The following is a 16,895-nucleotide window of genomic DNA, read 5'->3' on the forward strand; positions in this document are numbered from 1 at the left end:
AAGCAGCCTTCAATTCAGGAATCTGAGGGCGAGGAAGCCACCGATGAGAAGGATGCAGAATAAGGCGAACATGAGGCCGAGCCGCCTTTCGATGAAGGCGCGGATGGGTTCGCCGAACCAGTAGAGGAGACCGGCGACCAGGAAGAAGCGCAGCCCGCGCCCGACAACGGAAACACCGGCGAAAACCAACAGGTTGAAGCCGACCGAACCAGAGAAAATGGTGAGCACCTTGTAGGGCAGGGGCGTGACCGCGCCGAGGAAAATGCCCCAGCCGCCCCATTGATTGTACCATTCGACCAGCCGCTCGAAGGTGTGTTCGGCGCCGTAGAAATGCAGGATCGGTTCGCCGATGGTCTTGAACAGCAACGCGCCGATCGCATAGCCGAGAAAGGCGCCGGCGACCGAGGACAGGGTCGAGATCAGCGCGTAGAACGCCCATTTCGCCCGTTTGGCCACGACCATGGGGATGAGCATGACATCGGGCGGAATGGGAAAGAACGAGCTTTCCGCAAAGGAGATGACGGCAAGGGCCTGGGGGGCATAGCGGGCGCCGGCGAGCGACAGAACCCAGTCATACAAGCGGCGCAGCACGGCAAACTTCCCGAAATTGATCCGGTCAGAGGTGTAGCGCGGCTTTGCTAAGTGTCAATTAAAAGTGGCCGAACCAGATACGGACCAAGTCCGGTCAGTCGCGGGCGGCCCTGATGCGGCGCATGGCGGCGATACGGTCGGCCTTGCGCTGTTCAGCCAGGCGCAGGGCGCGCAGCTTTTCGGCGTTTTCACGGCGGCGGGCTTCAGCCTCGCGATGCTCGCGAAGGGCTTTTTCCTGGCGTTCCACCTGGACGTCGCGGCGGCGTTCAGTGGCAAGGGTACGGGCGGTAATCATGATACTTCCATCCATCCGGGCTGGCGTGTCCGGAGCGGCGGTCCGCTCCGGACGAAGGCAGTTATTCGGCGATCTCGATGTTGATCGCAGCCATGCGGCCGTCGCGGCCGGCTTCGAGGTCGTAGGAAACCTTCTGGCCTTCAGCGAGGCTGGTCAGGCCGGAGCGCTCGACGGCGGAAATGTGAACGAAGGCATCCTTGCCGCCGTCTTCGGGTTCAATGAAGCCGAAGCCTTTGGTGGTGTTGAAGAATTTAACGGTGCCCTTGGTCATGGCAGTGCAGTCCTTGGTTTGGCCCCGCCTGATGGCAGGGATTGATGTCCCGGTACGCGACATGCGGACCGGGTGTAACGTTCGCGAAATCAGTGGGAGCCAAACGATCCGGCAGAGCCGGCAGATCAGAACGCCATTGACGGCAGAAAACGTATCCAGTGTTTATGCTGTAGGTTGGCGGTAAAATCAAGGCAGAGCAGGTATTCGCCAATTGACGGGCTTGTCGCGATGACTATAGTCCCGCCCGTTCGCGATCCGCCTGAGGCGGTTTTGCAGCGGGCCCCTCTGGCGGAATTGGTAGACGCGCCAGACTCAAAATCTGGTTCTGGTAACAGAGTGCCGGTTCGATTCCGGCGGGGGGCACCACTCCGAAACCGGTTGATCACAGATCGATCGAAAGGTCCGGTGGACCTTTCGAAGGTGAGGAGGCCATGAGAGCTATGCTCGAATGGCAATGGGCTCACGACGAGGTTGCTGCGCTCACCGTCTCCGCGGCGCGGGCAAAAAGTTGCCCGACGGCGCTTGCGCCGCTCGGAGACGTTTCATTTGGCTCATCGTTTGCGCGCGGCAGAACGCTCTTTCTAGCCCCGGTTGAGCGCCAGATTGGCCCCGAGCCCGATCAGCACCCCGCCGCCGATGCGGCGGGTCCAGGCTGCGGCGCGGGCGGACTTGCGCAGCTTTTCGACCACCAGCCCCGCAAGCACCACGCAGATCAGATCGCCAATGGTGAAACCCAGATTGACGATGGTGCCCAGGATCAGAAACTGCGCCCAGATCGGCAGGCTCGCCGACGGATCGACGAATTGGGGCAGGAATGACAGATAAAAGATCGCGGTCTTGGGATTGAGAATCTCGACCACGATGCTCTGCAGGAACGCACGGCGACCGCTGGTGACAGGGCGCGCGGAAACGGTATCCATGCCGTCATCGGCCTGCTTGCCGGGGCGGATCAGCCGCCAGCCGAGCCAGATCAGATAGGCAGCACCGACGATCTTGAGCGCGGTATAGAGCGCTGGCACGGCGTGGAACAGCACGGCCAGACCCAGGGTGACGGCGATCACATGCACATAGCCGCCGGTATGCAGGCCTAGCGCGGCCATCATGCCGGCGCGGCGGCCGCCGGCAATGGTGCGCGCGGCCGTGTAAAGCATGGCCGGACCCGGCATGGCGGCAAAGATCAACAAGGCAAGCACGAAAGCAAGAATCAGGTCGAGCGATGGCATGGTGGCGTCCCGGGACAGTAAAAGGCGAGGTTAGTGTGTGCCATGAGGCCGGGCAAGCGGTAACACAAATGGAAGTTGAGATCGTCCATCTGGCATTGATGGTTGGCATGGGCCACGGGTATCGCCATGCTGTGACAATTGCTTTCATCAGCGACGATCCGGGCAGGGCGGAACCATGGCAACGAATCTCAACTCCCGGTTGATCGAAGACGCAGCCGTGTTTCTCAGGGACCGGATTGTCAGGACCCCCACCGTTGCAAGCCCCGGATTGAGCGCCTGGGCAGGACGGCAGGTGGTGGTCAAACTCGAGACCCTGCAACTGGGATCCTCGTTCAAGCCGCGCGGCGTACTCTTCCGCATGGCGCAGCTCAGCGATGAGGAAAAACGCAAGGGCGTGGTCGCGGTCAGTGGCGGCAATTTCGGCCTGGCGGTGGCGCTCGGCGCGCGGGACGCCGGAATTGCCGCAACGATCGTGATGCCGGAACAGGTTGCCCAGGCGGTGCGCGATGCAGTGACCGATACCGGCGCCAGGCTCGAGATTACCGCGGATGTCACCTCCTCGTTTGCGCGCGGACAGGTGCTGGCTGGTGAAGGTCTGACCCTGATGGATGATTGCGGCGACCCCCATGTGGCCGCCGGTCACGGGACGCTCGGCCTTGAGATGGTCGAGGACCATCCCGAAATCACAGATGTGCTGATCGCGGTGGGTGGCGGGGCGATGCTTGCCGGTGCAGCCACGGCGATCAAGTCGCGAAATCCCGATATCCGAATCTGGGGTGTCGAAACTGAAGAGGCTGCGTCGATGACGGCTGCGCTTTCTGCCGGAAAACCGGAAACGGTTGCGGTCAGTGGCGCCATTCCAACCCTGGCGGTGCCCGAAGTCGATGCCATGGCGCTCGATGCCACACAGCGGCTTGTCGAAGACATTCTGCTTGTATCCGAGACCTCGGCCTTTGCCGGGATGGCCGATCTGGCAGGCAAGGGCCGGATCTATGCCGAACCAGCGGCAGGGGCACTGGCGCCGGGGCTCAAGGCGCTGGCCGAGCGTGTGCCCGAGGATGCGGTAATTGGCCTTGTGATTTGCGGCGGCAATATCGGGCCGGGCGATTTTGGCCGGATCCTGACCAGCACAGCGTGATCGAATCCGCTCTCGCTCGCGAGCATTCGATCTGCCCGAATCGATCTAGAGAACCAGTTCGGCGAGATCGTCCATATGCGGGCAGATGCGGTGGGCGCCGGCATCGCGCAGCAGGGTTTCATCCGAGCCGTGCGCCAGCCCGATTACGGTCAGCCCGGCGGCGACCGCTGCCTTGACCCCGGCCGGGGAATCCTCGATGGCGATGCCAAGACCGGGATCCATGCCGAGCCGCGCGCACGCATGTTCGTACACATGGGGTTCGGGCTTGTGATAGCCGATATCGAAGCTCGAATTGACGTGCTCGCCGAAAAAGCGGTCGAGCTTCATATGGGCGAGGCCGGTGCGCAGGGTGGTCATTTTCGAGCCGCTGGCGACCGCCAGCGGCATGTCGGCCTCATGCAGTGCCTGCACCGCGCCGGGGCTGCCGGGAATCGGATCGGGGGTTTCGCCGATGGCGACCAGGCCGCGGGCGATCACCCTTTCGGCCCAGCCTTCAGGGATGTCGATGCCGTAATCCGTACGCATGACATCCACCGAGTCGAGAAAATAAGTTCCGCGATAGCGGGCATTGACGTCATCAAGGGTTGCCGGGGCGCCAATGGCAATGAGCTCCTCGGTGATGACCTGATACCAGGCACTCACGGAATCGGCGAGCACGCCGTCATAGTCGAAAACGACGAAGGCGGGACGGGTCGGCATGGGGAGTATCTCCAAAGACCCCGACCCTCACCCGATTCCGGATTTCTTGGCAATGGCGGGATCGGGCCGGCGGTCAGCCCTGGGCCTCGCGTCCGGCATAAGGCCGGCGGATCGGCTTGGCGGCTTCGTCCTGGTCGGCGTCGTAATCCGCACGGGCCGCGGTGATGTCCTCATAGTGATCGACCGACCAGTCCCACAAAGCGTTGATCGGCTTGCGAAGGGATTGTCCGAGCGGGGTGAGAGCATATTCGACCCGCGGCGGCACTTCGGGGTAAACGGTGCGGGTCACCAGCCCGTCGCGCTCGAGATTGCGCAGGGTGAGGGTCAGCATGCGCTGCGAGATGGTGCCGATGGAGCGCCGGATCTCGGAGAATCTCAGCGTCTGGTCGCCCAGCCGTCCGACGATCATGACCGACCATTTGTCACCCACCCGGTTCAGCACATCGCTCATGGCGCGGCATTGGGTGTGGTCGTCAGCCTGCTTCAGTGACATCTGTGTTCCCTTTCCACTTCCGTGTGCGTTCTTCACCCGGGTGTGCGTTCTTGCGGTTCGCTTCGGGTTCCCAATATAGGCTTTGTTCTCGGTTGATACCAGAGACAGATTTTTACGCAAGTTACCAAATGAGAGTGAGTGCCGGACCGTAATCTTCCCGGCATGCCTATAGGAGGGCCGAAATGTCCAATACCCCGCTGAAATTCGCCGTCATCATCGCCAGCACCCGCGAAGGCCGGTTTGCCGATGTGATCGCCAACTGGTTCAAGGGCGAAGCGCGCAAGCGCAATGACGTGACGCTCGATATCGTCGATCTGATCGATGTCGATCTGCCCGAGCGCATGGGCGGAGAGCCGACCGAAGGGCTGAAGGATTACGCCCGCCGGATCGATGACGCCGATGCGGTCGTCGTCATCACCCCCGAGTATAATCACGGCTATCCCGCCTCGCTGAAGGCCGCTGTCGATGCGCTGAAGCCCGAATGGCAGGCCAAACCGGTCGGCTTTGTCGCCTATGGCGGGGTGTCGGGCGGTCTGCGCGCGGTTGAACAGCTGCGCCAGGTGTTTGCCGAATTGCACGCCATGAGCGTGCGCGATGCGGTCAGCTTCCCCTTCGCCTGGACCCAGTTCGACGAGAACGGAACCGTCAAGCAGGAAGAGCTTTACGCCGAATCGGCGTCGGCGCTCATCAACCAGCTGGTCTGGTGGGGCGTGGCGCTGCGCGATGCGCGCACCAAACAGGCCTATGCCGCCTGAGGTTTCGCTTCATCGCTGACCATGAAGGCCGCGTTCCACCCCGGAGTGCGGCCTTCTGTTGGAAGATAGTTGTGATTGGCGGCCTCACATCCGCGTTGATGATGGCGAAGGGGGTTTGAAACCGCAGGCCCGGCCCTGCTAAAAGGCACCGGATATCGTAGTGAGGACAGATCCCCGAGATGGTGCGGCCGGCAAAACTGCTTCTGGCGCTGATGATGGCTTTGTTGCTGGCGGTCCGGCCAGCCATGGCGATCCCGCAATTGCTGATCGACATGCAGTCCGGTGAAGTGCTCTACGAGCAACAGGCCGGCCAGCCCTGGCATCCGGCGTCGCTGACCAAACTGATGACCGCCTATCTCGCCTTCGAGGCCGTGGCGAGGGGGCGGCTGAGCCTGTCGTCGCCTGTGACCATGAGCCGGAATGCGCTCAAGGCACCACCCTCGAAAATGGGCTTTCCGGTCGACACCGCGCTGACGCTCGAAGACGCACTCTATATCCTGATCGTCAAATCGGCGAATGATGTGGCGACAGCCATCGCCGAGACGGTGGGCGGGACCGAAGAGAATTTCGTCGCCGAGATGAACCGTGCCGCGTCCCGGCTCGGGCTCACCGGCACGCATTTTTCCAATGCCAACGGGCTGCATGATCCCGACCAGTATACGACCGCGCGGGACATGGCACTGCTGGCGCTGACGATCCGCGCTCAATATCCGCAATATGACGACATGTTCGCGACCCGTGTGCTGCGCTTCGGCAAGTCGCGGCTCGAAAGCCAGAACGATCTTCTGACCGGCTATGCCGGCGCGACCGGCATGAAGACCGGCTATGTGTGTTCGTCGGGGCTGAATATCGTTGCCACGGCGGACCGGCGCGGCCGGTCGCTGATGGCGGTGGTTTTCGGTGGCTCCTCTGGCCGCGAACGCGGCGAAATGGCGGCTTCGCTACTCGATCGCGGGTTTTCGGGGCAATTGCGCGGCACCGGGCGGTTGATCACCAATCTGGGCAATACCGGGGGGCAGCCCACCGATATGCGGCCTTATCTGTGTGGCAGCGAAGCGGCGGATTATGTCGCCGAGCGCAAGCGCGACTTCCCCTTCGGGCTTGAAGGGCAGCCAAGCTATCTCGATGACGACATTGCGCCGCGCGAGGTGCGGGTCTCGATCCTCGGGCGCCTGCGCGATATCCCGCTGCCGCGCAAACGGCCCTATTATGCCGCGCCGATCCAAATCCTGCCGGCGGTGGTGACGGTGGAGGCTGGTGGCGGCGTGCCGCTGCCGAGGCCTCGCCCTAACCGCTAGCGGGCCGCGCCTGAACCGTCAGGCGCCGCCCTTGCGGTTATCTCGTCACGGTAATCTCGAAGCGATAGACCCCGTCCGCCTCGCTCGATTGATGGGTATGACCCAGCCGGTTGCACAGCACCGGAATGTCGACACGCGCCATCGGGTCGGTTGCCAGAACGGTCAACCGGCTGCCAGCGGGCAGGCTTTCGAGGCGTTTTTCCGCCTTGAGGGCGGGCAGGGGGCATTTGAGCCCGCGTGTGTCGAGGATTTCATCCATATCGGGGCGCATAGAGCCGGTTTGCCGTCTGGCGTCAATGGGTTGGCGTGCCGGCCACCGGGTTAACACCCCTTTAAGCATGTGCCCGGATATCTGGGCACGGCAGCGGATTCAAACCCCCTCTTAAAGCCGGGCGCGCCAAGGTGCGGCAACCGGGGGATGGGAAACCGTTTATGGCTGAAACCGATACAGCACAGGCGCAAAAGGACACCGGATCCGGCAGCAGGCTCGACGGGTTCGTGTCCCGAGCGAGCCAGCTGGCCTTCGGCAAGTCCGAGCGTGCCTCGGCAGCGCGCGGGGCGTTGTTTGCCTTCGGTATCCGCGCCTTCAGCGCGGTCATGGCCTATGCCCTGCATATCGTTCTTGCCCGGCTTCTGGGCGATTTTTCCTTCGGGATCTATGTCACCGCCTGGACCTGGGTGGTGCTGATCGGTTCGATTTCGCCGCTCGGCCTGCATATCGCGGTGGTGCGGTTTGTGGGTGAGTATGAAGCCGCAGGAGACGAGGCGCGGCTGCGCGGGGTGGTGATCGGGGTGCCCGTGATCGTCACCGGGCTTGCGGTCGCCGTTGCGGTGATCGGCGTGGCCACGATCCATGCGTTTCCCGGCCTTCTCTCGCAGCCTTTCATGGTGCCGGTCACCATTGCCGCCTTCTGTCTGCCGCTGTTCGCGCTTTCGGAGGCGCAGGACGGGGTGGCCCGGGCCTTTGGCTGGAACGGGGTGGCGCTGATCCCGGTCTATCTGCAGCGCCCGCTGGTGGTGCTTGCGGTGATGGGTGTGTTGCTGCTCGCCGGATGGCCGGCGGATGCGCCCTCGGCAATGATCGCGACGGTTCTGGCTTCGCTGTCGGTCGTCATCGTGCAGGCGGTGTTCATCATCACGCGGCTGCGCCACAAGCTTCCCGCCGGGCCGCGGGTTTTCACCCCCAAGGCGTGGTTCGCGGTGTCGCTGCCGATCCTGTTCGTCGAAGGTTTCTATCTGCTCTTGACCAATACCGACATTGCCATGCTCGGCTTTCTGGTGCCGCCCGAGCAGGTGTCGGTCTATTTCGCCGCCGCCAAGACCATGGTGATCGTCTCTTTTGCCTATTTCGCTGTGCGGGCGAGCCTCGAGCGGCGTTTCGCCAAATTCTATCACGCGGGGGACGAAGAGGGCTTTGCCGCCGCGCTCAAGGACGGCACGCGCTGGATGTTCATTCCCTCGGTCGGGTTCTCGATCCTGGTCGTCGGGGCGGGATACTGGTTGCTGGGGCTCTATGGTGAAGGCTTCACCGCCGGCCTGCCGGTGCTCGGGGTGCTGGCGCTCGGGCTCGTGCTTCGCAGCGCGGCGGGGCCGACCTCATCGGTGTTGATGATGTCCGGTGCCCAGCAGCAGACGGCTTTTGTCTATGCGGGGGCGTTCGTTGCCAATATCGCGCTCAATCTCCTGCTTATTCCGCGCCTCGGGATCATGGGGGCGGCGACCGCCACCGCGATCACCATGGGGCTCGAAATGCTGCTGTTGGGCACGCTCGTCAAACGCCATACCGGGGTCGACGTGTTCATCTGGTCGGTCTTGAAACCGGGAGGTGCCCGATGAGCCTCACCTCGACAACGCTGCGCAAGGCGCCCGAACTCACAATCTCTTCGCCACGTATCGCGGCCCACGGGCTGACCGCGCAGTTTCGCCCGGCGCATGAATTGAGCCGCTTTGCCATGGAGATTGGGGCGCTCAATGCTTCAGCGCTCGACCCGAACCCGTTCTGCCAACCCGCGATTCTCGAAAGCGCGATCGAAGGTCTGGCGGGGGCGGGCGATGTCTCGCTGCTGCTGGTCCATGACAGCCGGGGCATCTTGCGCGGCTTCGCGCCGGTATTGGGGCCGCGATTGAGACGCCGCCCCCCTGGCATGCTCGGGCGAGGTCTCGGCGCGCCACACTTTGCCAATGGCATGCCGCTTGTCGATGCGGGCATGCCGCTGGCCGCCGAAGCGCTGGTTGAAGGGCTGACAAAGACCGGGGGCTGGCGGGCCGATTTTGTCGATCTGTCGAGCCCGACCGTCGCCGCGCTCGAACAGGCGGCTGGCCATGTCGGCGCTATTCGCTTCGTGGCGAGGGAGCGGTTCGCGAGGCCGGTGCTGACCGCGGTTGCGGGGCAGACCGAGCCGAGTGGCTTGAGTGAGGATCAGATCCGGGATCTTGTTGAGGCCGAAGACCGGCTCGTGGCAAAATACGGGCCCATCCGCTTCGAGCGGATCATCGAGGATCCACAACTCTCGGCGGCTTACGAGCATTTCCTCATGCTCGAGGCAGAAGGCGCCAAGGGCCTGGCGGGCAAGGCGGTCGCTGCCGATCCCATGCTGTCGGGCATGCTCGGCCGCCTGCTCGCCGACCAGGAGGACGGGGCGAGCCTGGTCATTCACAAACTCAGCGCCGGCGAGCATGACATCGCTCTCGGCATTGGCCTGATTGCGGGCGGACGCTTTACTGCTTTCCGGCAGGCCGTGGACGAACGCATGAAGGACTTCATGCCGGATCTGATCTTTGCGCGGCACCTGACCACCGACCTGATCGCCGATGAACGCATCAGCCTTGCCGACAGTGCGGAGGTGCGCCCGGGCGGTCCGCTCGGATCGTTTTGGGGCGGGTCAGTGCCCACAGGCACGGTGATGATGGGGCCATCCTGGCGGGTGCAGGCCGAGCGTGCGCTGACACATGCGCTGCATTGGGGAACAGATATCGCCCGAAAGCTGAAACGCTAGGGCTGTTGTGACCGCACTGGTGAGGCGAACATCACCCGGTGTCCGTCCGGGGTGCGCACGGGCATTTCCCTTGCACCCCAGTCCCGGTCCTCGGGGCCGGAGATGATCTCGGCTCCCTTCGCGCGAATTTCGTCCGCATAGGCGTCGACATCCTCGACCCAGACATAGCCGAAATACTGGTGATCTCCGAGATCGGGAACGGGGAGCGCATCGGGGCAGGCACCGAGCCGGATCCGGCAGGCGTCTTTTGCAACGAACACCCAGCCATGGATGACAAGGGTTTCGGCAAAGCCCATGACCGAGATCCACCAATTGGCGGTCGCGCGCGGATCGGGGACTGCCAGCACGAATTCAGTTGTCCTGAAGGCGGTCCGGTCGGTCATGCATCCTGTCCCGTTTTGAGATCAGCCTTCTGAGAGGATGATCACCCAATATGTGCCATAGGGGCTGCTCGCATTATAGACCGCGGCGAGACCGGCCTTGGTGGCCCAGGGGGCGGCCAGGGCCTCAGCATCGTTGGGATTGTTGCGCCAGCCCGAGAATGTTTCCCCGAAGCTCGGATAACCTGCCGAGACCTTTTCGGTCGCGCGGCCGTCGCCGGGCACGCGATCATCGAGGGCGCCGAGCTCGGCGCGGCCCTTTTCGATCTCGCCGGTGCGGGCATAGGTGTTGGCCGCGATGGTGGCGCTATTGGTCACCGCCGCATCAAGGGTGACAGCGTTGAGCCCGCGGGAAGCGCGGTACTGGTTGACCAGTTCGATCGCGGCATTGCGGTCGAGGGTGGCGCCGGGCTGGTCGAGCCGCGCGGTCAGGCCCGGAGACAGAGCGGTGGTGCCGGTGCAGGCAGCCAGCGCGGTGGCGAGGAACAGGACGGCGATCGATGAGAGTATCCGGCGCAATTTGGTCTCCGAGTGGGGGCATTCAGCCTGTTTCGCTGACTGGCGCCTTGTTGGGGCAGGATTGCGGGTATTTTCGGGCGGTGCGGCCCGTGAGGCCTCAGAACATCTTGCCTTGGCGTTCCTCGATATAGGCGGCTTCCTCGGGCGTCGAGGGGCGGCCAAGGGGCTTGTTGCGCATGGGGTAGCGGCCGAAGCGCTTGATGATGTCGAAATGCATCATCTCGAATTTGAGCCCGTCCTCATTGCCGAGCTCGGTGTAAAGGCGCACCGCCTCCTGGTGCACGAGCATGGATTCCGAATGCATGAAGGGCATGTAGGCGAAATGGCGTTCGTCATCGGTGAGCGATTTGTCCTCGCCGCGCAGCACGAGTTCCTGTGCGAGGGCCAGGCAGAGCGGATCAGCGGCGAAGGCCTCGGCCTCACCGCGATAGAGCTGGCGGGAGAACTGGTCGAGCACGATGATCTCGGCCAGCCGGCCCTTGGGGCTGGTGCGCCAGCCGAACAGTTCGGACTTCGCTGCGGCGTCGCGGGTTTCGCGGAATTTCTCGTCGATCTTGCGGTCGAATTCCTCCGAGCCGGCGAACCAGTCGTCACTGCCATGCTCGACGAACCAGAAATCGATGACCTGTTCGGGTGTGACTGTTGTGGGCATGCGTCCCCCTTTGCGCACCGGCGGCGCAATGGGGCGCCCCAATCGAAGTGCTGGTGATCCCGGCAGGATTCGAACCTGCGACCCTCAGATTAGGAATCTGATGCTCTATCCTGCTGAGCTACGGGACCGCCCGAATAGGCTCAATAGCAAAACTTGCGTTGGGTTCAAACCGTTCTTACCGGTTGGGGTCGTGCGGCGCCAGCCCGGACCCAGCCCGGACAAAGGCCTGTCCGGGCCCGTTCGCACGTTTCGGCCGCGCAACGGCTCAGAACGTGGCCTTGAGCCAGTCGATCTGATCCTGCACTGCCTGGCGCGAGGTTTCGCTGATGGCGGTGAAAGCGCACATCAGGTGATTGACCCCGGCATAGCGCTTGGCCGTGAGATCATTGCCCGCCTCGCGCAAGCGTTTGGCATAGGCCTCGCCTTCGTCGCGCAGCACATCGCATTCCGCGGTCATCAAAAAGGCTGGTGGCAGATTGGTGAGATCCTCGGCGCGCAGCGGGGCGGCATAGGGGTGGTGCTTGTCCTCAGGCTTGGCGGTGTAAAGGTCCCAGAACCAGTACATCTCGATCGCCGGCAGCATGTAACCGGTGGCGAATTCGGCGTAGGACGCGGTTTCGGGATCGCCGGCGCAATCGGTGACAGGCACTTGCAGGAGCTGGCCCTTGATGGGCTTGAGGCTCCGATCGCGGATCATCAGGCTGAGGACGGCAGCCAGGTTCCCGCCGGCGCTCATGCCGCCAATGATGACCCGTTCGGGGTCGACATTGAGGCTCGAGGCGCCTTCGCCGCGCGCCCATTCGGTGGCCGCGAGGCAATCGTCCGGTGCTGCAGGGAATTTGTGCTCGGGGGCGAGGCGGTAATCGACGGAGACGACCACGCACCCTGCATCGACGCAATATTTGCGGCAGGCAGCGTCATCCTGATCGAGATTGCCGAGCACGAAGCCGCCGCCATGAAACCACATCAGGAGCGGGAAAGGACCTTCCCCATCCGGCGTGTAGATGCGGACCGGAATATCGCCGGCGGGACCGGGAATCGCGCGGTCCTCAACCTTTTTCGGTTCGGGCGCGGGCAGGCTCCAGCCGGAATCGCCCGCCGACATTTCGGCAATGGCGCGGCGAGCCTCCTCGACCGGCATGGTGTTGAAGAAGGGCATTTTCGCGGCTTCTTCGATGATCGGCTTCAGTTCAGGGCTCAAGGGCATGGTGCGGCGCCTCCTCACGCGCAAAGGGTTCGGGAGTGTTCTTCCGGAAGCGTCTCAGGCACGCTGCGGAAAAGTCTCCAAACGTGGAAAAACAATGTGGCAGACCGCGCCGTTGCTGGCAAGGTGATGGTGTCGACGGGTCGCTGGTTGTGGCTATTGGTCGATTGGCGGCGCCGGTGTGTCATCGGCGCGGGGTAGACTTGCGCAACACTTCAAAAATCTTTGTTTCCGCCGGGTCGCGCGGGATGATTTTTGCCCCCGCTTTGTGCAGTGTTGGCTGGCAGAGGCGCGCGTGATTTGGGGATAGCGAATGGGGGATGGTCCGGCATGAGTTTTCTGGCCGCCATGTCGGTGGCGTCAGTCGTGATGCTGGCCAGTCTGCCGCCGTGCCTCGCGGCAGAGGGCGGCGCGCCCTGTGCCGGGCTTGAGCTAGGGCCGCGCGGGGTCGTCACCGCCGTGCGCGATGGCGATACGGTGATGCTCGACAGTGGCGAGATGATCCGGCTCATCGGTATCCAGGCGCCCAAGCTGCCGCTTGGCCGTCCCGACTTCGAGCCCTGGCCGCTGGCCGGTGAATCCAAATCGGCACTTGAAGCGCTGACCCTTGGTCAGTCCGCAGTTCTTTATTACGGCCCGACCCGGCGGGACCGGCATGACCGGGTGCTGGGCCATCTGGTCCTGGCGGAAACCGGGCAATGGGTACAGGCCGAGATGATCGGCGCTGGCATGGCGCGGGTTTATTCGTTCCCGGACAACCGGGTCTGTCTTGCTCAACTGCTCGATGTGGAGCGTGACGCCCGGCTGGCGCGGCTCGGATTGTGGAACGACCCCTATTATGAATTGCGCGATGCACGCCATCCCGACACACTTTTGCCGCTTGAAGGCCGTTATGAACTGGTGGAAGGTCGCGTGCTCAAGGCTGAGCGCGTGGGTCGGCGCGTCTATCTGAATTTCGGCCGGGTATGGAAGGACGATTTCACCGTGGTGATCGAGACCGCAGGATTGCGGCAGTTCGAGAAATCCGGTCTTGATCCGCTCGCATTCGACGACAAGGTCGTACGTGTGCGCGGCTGGATGAATGTGCTTGACGGTCCCCGCATGGAAGTCACCCATCCCGAGCAGATCGAATTGCTGACGGGGCGTCTATGAGAGAACGTGGTGTGATCTGGCGGCTCGGCGCATCGGCGCTGGCGGCGCTGACCATTGCCGGGTGTACGACGCTTCTGGGGGACAGCACCGGGGTGACCCATTCGCGCACCGGGGAGAACCCGGCGCCGGTGGTGCCCGAAGGCACCGACCCTGACGACTCGCTGATCGGCCGGCGCGAGCATCCGCGCATTATCGCCAGCTTTGGCGGGGTCTATGAAGACCGCGCCGCCGAAGTGATGGTGGCGCAAATGGCGGGCAAGCTGCTCTCGGCGGCCAATCGGCCGAACGAGAACTTTACCGTCACCATTCTCGATTCTCCTGAAGTGAACGCCTTCGCGCTGCCAGGCGGCTATATCTATGTGACCCGCGGCATTCTTGCGCTGGCGAATGACGAAAGCGAGCTGGCGACGGTGCTGGCCCATGAAATGGCGCATGTGACCCTGCGCCACGCGCGGGCGCGCTCGAACAAGGTGCGCACCACCCAGATCGTCGACAGGGTGCTGGGCGGCATTCTGGGTGCGGATCTCGATACCGACCAGTCCTCGGCCCGGGCCAAGCTCTCGCTTGCGGCCTTCTCGCAAGGCCAGGAGCTCGAGGCGGACCGCGAAGGTATCCGTATCGCGGCGCGGGCGGGTTACGACCCGCATGCGGCAGGGCGTTTCCTGTCGCGCATGGGCCGGTTCGCCGCCTTTGTGCGCCAAGGGGAGACCGACGTGGAAGAAGGCGACGATTTCCTGTCGAGCCACCCCTCGACGCCCGACCGGATCGAGGCCGCGGTATCGAGCGCCCGCCGGCTCGGCGAGCCGGGTGAAGGGGTGACTGACCGGGGCCGGTATCTCACCGCGATCGATGGTATCGCCTTTGGCATCAATCCCGCGCACGGGGCGGTGGTCGGCAATCGCTATATCCATCCCGGGCTCGATTTCACCTTCGCGGTGCCGGGGCGGTATGCACTGACCAACACCGGCGATGCGGTGGTGGCGGTGGCGACCGACGGAGCGGCCATGCGCTTTGACAGCGCCGATGTGCCCGCCGATGTCGATCTCGCCGCCTATCTCAAATCGGGCTGGGTGGCGGGTCTCGACCCCGACAGCGTCACAACCGGCCGGACCAATGGCGCGGAACTGGCGACCGCCGAGGCGGCGACGGAAAAATGGACCTTCCATATCGCGGCCGTGCGCTATCAGGGCCAGGTCTACCGCTTCATCTTCGCGGCGGATAAGGGATCGGAGCGGTTCAGCGCGGACTTCTCGGAGACCATCGACAGCTTCCGTGACGCGCGGCAGTCCGATCTCAATTCGATCCGGCATTATGTGATCCGCTCGGTCACTGCCCGCAGCGGCGAAAGCGCGGACAGCCTGGCGCGGCGCATGGATGTCCGCACGGGTGGTGAAGAGCTGTTCTACGTGCTCAACGGGCTGTTCCCGGGTGATGCCATCGAGCCGGGCACCGACTACAAGATCGTGGCGCTGAAATAGCACCTGGGTCGGTGGCGTGAGGGTCCTCTCTCCAGCCAACAGGCGTGATTCCGGCGAAAGCCGGCAACCGGTAACCCCGTTTTCGGTTGGGAGAACCCACGCCGTGCCCCTCAAGAGTTCCCTGGTTACTGGACCCCGGCCTGCGCCGGGGTGACGCCCTTCAAAGAAACAATCTCGCCCCACACCTTTCCCGGCAGGGGCGGGTGGTGACCGGCGCGAAAACTGCCGTATCAAACAAAGAAAAGGCCGGCGCAAGGCCGGCCTCTAATTCATCAATGCTGAAGCGCTGCGGTCAGGCCGCGGCCTCCTCCGCATCGGATTCCTCGGACTTGGATGCGCGGCGCGGACCCTTGTTGAGGTTCTTCTGGATCAGCTTGACCGCTTCGGTAAGGGTCAGCTTGTTCACCGCGGCGATTTCGCGCGACATCCGGTCCATGGCCGCTTCGAAAAGCTGACGTTCGGAATAGGACTGCTCGGGCTGGTCGTCGGAACGGTAAAGGTCGCGGACCACTTCGGCGATCGCAATCAGATCGCCGGAATTGATCTTCGCTTCATATTCCTGGGCACGGCGGCTCCACATGGTGCGCTTGATGCGGGCGCGACCAGTCACGGTCTTGAGACCCTTTTCCACCATGTCGGTTTCGGCGAGCTTGCGCATGCCGACGCTCTTGATCTTGGCGATCGGTACACGAAGCGTCAGCTTGTCCTGTTCGAAGTTGATCACGAACAGTTCGAGAGAAAGACCTGCGACTTCCTGCTCTTCGATATCGATGATCTGGCCGACACCGTGGGCGGGATAGACGATATACTCGCCGGTCTTGAACCCCTGACGCTGTACAGACTTCTTGGTCGCCATAAACTGGGTACTCCTGCTTGACGCCTCGGCGCTTTGCTGCGCCTGATTGTGTGGCGTGGATTTGTCCACGCCCTGTCTGCAAGAAGCTTCGCCCCGGTCCGGTTTTGCCTGCCTCCCTGTTGGCAGAAAACCGTCCCGCAATGTCATCCGAAAAAAAACGTGCCCAAGGGCACGAGATTGGGGGCGAAGTCCATTGCTGTAATGACTGACAATACCACAGTTTTTGGCAAAAATCAAAAGAAGTCCGGGCGTCACTTCATGCCGGACCTTAAGCACCGCGCGTAAATGACGATTTCGGAAAATACGGGTTTGGCGGCGCACACATCCTCACCCTCGCCACGCGAATGGCAGGTATGCGCAGGATGCACAGCGGCGACACGTCCCGGCAGGGCGGGACGGGAACGCCGGTCAGTCGCCTTCGCCCGGCGCCTCGGAGAAGTATTTCTCGAACTTGCCTTCTTCGCCGTCAAACTTTTCGGCGTCTTCGGGCGCGTCGCGTTTCTCGGTGATGTTCGGCCACACAGAAGCAAACTTGGTGTTGATCTCGAGCCATTTCTCGAGACCGCCATCGGTATCGGGCTTGATGGCTTCCGCCGGGCATTCGGGCTCGCACACGCCGCAGTCGATGCACTCGTCGGGATGAATGACGAGCATGTTCTCACCTTCATAGAAACAGTCGACGGGGCAAACCTCGACGCAGTCCATGTATTTGCAGCGGATGCAATTGTCGGTGACGATATAGGTCATTGAGCGTGTTCCAGCAGTCTGCCTGGCGGCGTGACCCCTCACGGGCCGGGGCGTCGAAATACCGAGTGGTTGCTAACGGGTTTTGGCGCCAAGGGCAAGCGCTGCGCGGGGCATAGCTATGCGCACTTTGGCAAGCCCGTAAAAAGCC

The 16,895-nt window shown here is 63.1% G+C and carries 20 protein-coding genes and 2 tRNA genes; 8 read left to right on the forward strand and 14 right to left on the reverse strand.

Annotation, left to right across the window (positions count from 1 at the left end; genetic code table 11):
* Positions 1-9 precede the first annotated feature (9 nt).
* The 3 genes from G489_RS0115780 to G489_RS0115790 form a co-directional block, all read right to left on the reverse strand.
* The gene (locus G489_RS0115780) at positions 10-591 is read right to left on the reverse strand and encodes a YqaA family protein (RefSeq protein WP_029042334.1); all 582 of its coding nucleotides are present in this window, start codon (positions 589-591) and stop codon (positions 10-12) included.
* A gap of 94 nt (positions 592-685) precedes the next feature.
* Positions 686-886, reverse strand: a complete 201-nt coding sequence (locus tag G489_RS0115785; RefSeq protein WP_029042335.1) for a hypothetical protein — start codon at positions 884-886, stop codon at positions 686-688.
* A 61-nt stretch (positions 887-947) separates the two neighbouring features.
* Positions 948-1,157, reverse strand: a complete 210-nt coding sequence (locus tag G489_RS0115790) for a cold-shock protein (RefSeq protein WP_029042336.1) — start codon at positions 1,155-1,157, stop codon at positions 948-950.
* Between the two features lie 279 nt (positions 1,158-1,436).
* Here G489_RS0115790 and G489_RS0115795 point away from each other — a divergent pair.
* Positions 1,437-1,523, forward strand: a tRNA-Leu gene (locus tag G489_RS0115795).
* A 215-nt stretch (positions 1,524-1,738) separates the two neighbouring features.
* Here the strand turns inward: G489_RS0115795 and G489_RS0115800 are convergent.
* The gene (locus tag G489_RS0115800) at positions 1,739-2,380 is read right to left on the reverse strand and encodes a LysE family translocator (protein ID WP_029042337.1); all 642 of its coding nucleotides are present in this window, start codon (positions 2,378-2,380) and stop codon (positions 1,739-1,741) included.
* A gap of 175 nt (positions 2,381-2,555) precedes the next feature.
* Between G489_RS0115800 and G489_RS0115805 the strand changes: the two genes are divergently transcribed.
* A complete protein-coding gene (locus G489_RS0115805) occupies positions 2,556-3,518 on the forward strand; it encodes a threonine ammonia-lyase (protein WP_029042338.1) in 963 nt (320 codons plus the stop codon).
* Positions 3,519-3,563: 45 nt separating this feature from the next.
* On the opposite strand, the gene G489_RS0115810 is transcribed toward G489_RS0115805, so the two are convergent.
* Both G489_RS0115810 and G489_RS21035 read right to left on the reverse strand, forming a co-directional pair.
* Positions 3,564-4,217 carry an HAD family hydrolase gene (locus tag G489_RS0115810; RefSeq protein WP_029042339.1) on the reverse strand — a complete coding sequence of 218 codons (654 nt, stop codon included), beginning with the start codon at positions 4,215-4,217 and terminating at the stop codon, positions 3,564-3,566.
* A 73-nt stretch (positions 4,218-4,290) separates the two neighbouring features.
* Positions 4,291-4,710 (reverse strand): winged helix-turn-helix transcriptional regulator, encoded by a 420-nt coding sequence (locus tag G489_RS21035; RefSeq protein WP_035873178.1) that lies wholly within the window; start codon positions 4,708-4,710, stop codon positions 4,291-4,293.
* Between the two features lie 182 nt (positions 4,711-4,892).
* Here G489_RS21035 and G489_RS0115820 point away from each other — a divergent pair, with 182 nt between their 5' ends.
* Both G489_RS0115820 and G489_RS21040 read left to right on the forward strand, forming a co-directional pair.
* Positions 4,893-5,465, forward strand: coding sequence for an NADPH-dependent FMN reductase (locus G489_RS0115820; RefSeq protein WP_029042340.1), 573 nt, complete (start codon positions 4,893-4,895; stop codon positions 5,463-5,465).
* Positions 5,466-5,644: 179 nt separating this feature from the next.
* The gene (locus G489_RS21040) at positions 5,645-6,763 is read left to right on the forward strand and encodes a D-alanyl-D-alanine carboxypeptidase family protein (RefSeq protein ID WP_051332730.1); all 1,119 of its coding nucleotides are present in this window, start codon (positions 5,645-5,647) and stop codon (positions 6,761-6,763) included.
* A 37-nt stretch (positions 6,764-6,800) separates the two neighbouring features.
* Here the strand turns inward: G489_RS21040 and G489_RS0115830 are convergent, their stop codons facing one another.
* A complete protein-coding gene (locus G489_RS0115830; RefSeq protein WP_155889421.1) occupies positions 6,801-7,022 on the reverse strand; it encodes a sulfurtransferase TusA family protein in 222 nt (73 codons plus the stop codon).
* 173 nt (positions 7,023-7,195) lie between these two features.
* On the opposite strand from G489_RS0115830, the gene G489_RS21045 reads away from it, so the two are divergent.
* Together G489_RS21045 and G489_RS0115840 are read left to right on the forward strand one after the other, a co-directional pair.
* Positions 7,196-8,599 (forward strand): oligosaccharide flippase family protein, encoded by a 1,404-nt coding sequence (locus tag G489_RS21045; protein WP_051332731.1) that lies wholly within the window; start codon positions 7,196-7,198, stop codon positions 8,597-8,599.
* Positions 8,596-9,759, forward strand: coding sequence for a GNAT family N-acetyltransferase (locus G489_RS0115840; RefSeq protein WP_029042342.1), 1,164 nt, complete (start codon positions 8,596-8,598; stop codon positions 9,757-9,759). The genes G489_RS21045 and G489_RS0115840 overlap by 4 nt, the downstream gene beginning before the upstream one ends.
* Here the strand turns inward: G489_RS0115840 and G489_RS0115845 are convergent.
* The 5 genes from G489_RS0115845 to G489_RS0115865 form a co-directional block, all read right to left on the reverse strand.
* On the reverse strand, positions 9,756-10,142 hold the full coding sequence (locus G489_RS0115845) for a VOC family protein (RefSeq protein ID WP_029042343.1): 387 nt from the start codon (positions 10,140-10,142) through the stop codon (positions 9,756-9,758). The two genes, G489_RS0115840 and G489_RS0115845, sit on opposite strands and share 4 nt — an antisense overlap.
* Before the next feature lie 21 nt (positions 10,143-10,163).
* The gene (locus G489_RS22030) at positions 10,164-10,658 is read right to left on the reverse strand and encodes a CAP domain-containing protein (RefSeq protein ID WP_051332732.1); all 495 of its coding nucleotides are present in this window, start codon (positions 10,656-10,658) and stop codon (positions 10,164-10,166) included.
* A gap of 97 nt (positions 10,659-10,755) precedes the next feature.
* Positions 10,756-11,310 carry a DUF924 family protein gene (locus G489_RS0115855; RefSeq protein ID WP_029042344.1) on the reverse strand — a complete coding sequence of 185 codons (555 nt, stop codon included), beginning with the start codon at positions 11,308-11,310 and terminating at the stop codon, positions 10,756-10,758.
* A 51-nt stretch (positions 11,311-11,361) separates the two neighbouring features.
* Positions 11,362-11,438 (reverse strand) — tRNA-Arg (locus G489_RS0115860).
* Between the two features lie 137 nt (positions 11,439-11,575).
* Positions 11,576-12,517 (reverse strand): alpha/beta hydrolase, encoded by a 942-nt coding sequence (locus tag G489_RS0115865; RefSeq protein WP_029042345.1) that lies wholly within the window; start codon positions 12,515-12,517, stop codon positions 11,576-11,578.
* 327 nt (positions 12,518-12,844) lie between these two features.
* On the opposite strand from G489_RS0115865, the gene G489_RS21050 reads away from it, so the two are divergent.
* Both G489_RS21050 and G489_RS0115875 read left to right on the forward strand, forming a co-directional pair.
* Positions 12,845-13,666, forward strand: coding sequence for a thermonuclease family protein (locus G489_RS21050; protein WP_245578942.1), 822 nt, complete (start codon positions 12,845-12,847; stop codon positions 13,664-13,666).
* Entirely contained in the window at positions 13,663-15,144 is a 1,482-nt protein-coding gene (locus tag G489_RS0115875; RefSeq protein WP_081691633.1) for a M48 family metalloprotease, read from the forward strand. The genes G489_RS21050 and G489_RS0115875 overlap by 4 nt, the downstream gene beginning before the upstream one ends.
* Before the next feature lie 292 nt (positions 15,145-15,436).
* Here G489_RS0115875 and G489_RS0115880 read toward each other — a convergent pair whose 3' ends face one another.
* Together G489_RS0115880 and fdxA are read right to left on the reverse strand one after the other, a co-directional pair.
* Positions 15,437-16,000 (reverse strand): CarD family transcriptional regulator, encoded by a 564-nt coding sequence (locus G489_RS0115880; RefSeq protein ID WP_029042347.1) that lies wholly within the window; start codon positions 15,998-16,000, stop codon positions 15,437-15,439.
* Between the two features lie 408 nt (positions 16,001-16,408).
* Positions 16,409-16,747 carry a ferredoxin FdxA gene (gene fdxA, locus G489_RS0115885; RefSeq protein ID WP_029042348.1) on the reverse strand — a complete coding sequence of 113 codons (339 nt, stop codon included), beginning with the start codon at positions 16,745-16,747 and terminating at the stop codon, positions 16,409-16,411.
* Positions 16,748-16,895 lie beyond the last annotated feature (148 nt).

Origin of the sequence: Cucumibacter marinus DSM 18995 (assembly GCF_000429865.1) — a bacterium.
Taxonomy (GTDB): domain Bacteria; phylum Pseudomonadota; class Alphaproteobacteria; order Rhizobiales; family Devosiaceae; genus Cucumibacter; species Cucumibacter marinus.

Bases quoted from the DNA above. Each gene is read 5' to 3' on its own strand.
- G489_RS0115785 (WP_029042335.1), bottom strand. From the start codon at position 886: ATGATTACCGCCCGTACCCTTGCCACTGAACGCCGCCGCGACGTCCAG.
- G489_RS0115790 (WP_029042336.1), bottom strand. From the start codon at position 1,157: ATGACCAAGGGCACCGTTAAATTCTTCAACACCACCAAAGGCTTCGGC.
- G489_RS0115800 (WP_029042337.1), bottom strand. From the start codon at position 2,380: ATGCCATCGCTCGACCTGATTCTTGCTTTCGTGCTTGCCTTGTTGATC.
- G489_RS0115805 (WP_029042338.1), top strand. From the start codon at position 2,556: ATGGCAACGAATCTCAACTCCCGGTTGATCGAAGACGCAGCCGTGTTT.
- G489_RS0115810 (WP_029042339.1), bottom strand. From the start codon at position 4,217: ATGCCGACCCGTCCCGCCTTCGTCGTTTTCGACTATGACGGCGTGCTC.
- G489_RS21035 (WP_035873178.1), bottom strand. From the start codon at position 4,710: ATGTCACTGAAGCAGGCTGACGACCACACCCAATGCCGCGCCATGAGC.
- G489_RS0115820 (WP_029042340.1), top strand. From the start codon at position 4,893: ATGTCCAATACCCCGCTGAAATTCGCCGTCATCATCGCCAGCACCCGC.
- G489_RS21040 (WP_051332730.1), top strand. From the start codon at position 5,645: ATGGTGCGGCCGGCAAAACTGCTTCTGGCGCTGATGATGGCTTTGTTG.
- G489_RS0115830 (WP_155889421.1), bottom strand. From the start codon at position 7,022: ATGGATGAAATCCTCGACACACGCGGGCTCAAATGCCCCCTGCCCGCC.
- G489_RS21045 (WP_051332731.1), top strand. From the start codon at position 7,196: ATGGCTGAAACCGATACAGCACAGGCGCAAAAGGACACCGGATCCGGC.
- G489_RS0115840 (WP_029042342.1), top strand. From the start codon at position 8,596: ATGAGCCTCACCTCGACAACGCTGCGCAAGGCGCCCGAACTCACAATC.
- G489_RS0115845 (WP_029042343.1), bottom strand. From the start codon at position 10,142: ATGACCGACCGGACCGCCTTCAGGACAACTGAATTCGTGCTGGCAGTC.
- G489_RS0115855 (WP_029042344.1), bottom strand. From the start codon at position 11,310: ATGCCCACAACAGTCACACCCGAACAGGTCATCGATTTCTGGTTCGTC.
- G489_RS0115865 (WP_029042345.1), bottom strand. From the start codon at position 12,517: ATGCCCTTGAGCCCTGAACTGAAGCCGATCATCGAAGAAGCCGCGAAA.
- G489_RS21050 (WP_245578942.1), top strand. From the start codon at position 12,845: ATGAGTTTTCTGGCCGCCATGTCGGTGGCGTCAGTCGTGATGCTGGCC.
- G489_RS0115875 (WP_081691633.1), top strand. From the start codon at position 13,663: ATGAGAGAACGTGGTGTGATCTGGCGGCTCGGCGCATCGGCGCTGGCG.
- G489_RS0115880 (WP_029042347.1), bottom strand. From the start codon at position 16,000: ATGGCGACCAAGAAGTCTGTACAGCGTCAGGGGTTCAAGACCGGCGAG.
- fdxA (WP_029042348.1), bottom strand. From the start codon at position 16,747: ATGACCTATATCGTCACCGACAATTGCATCCGCTGCAAATACATGGAC.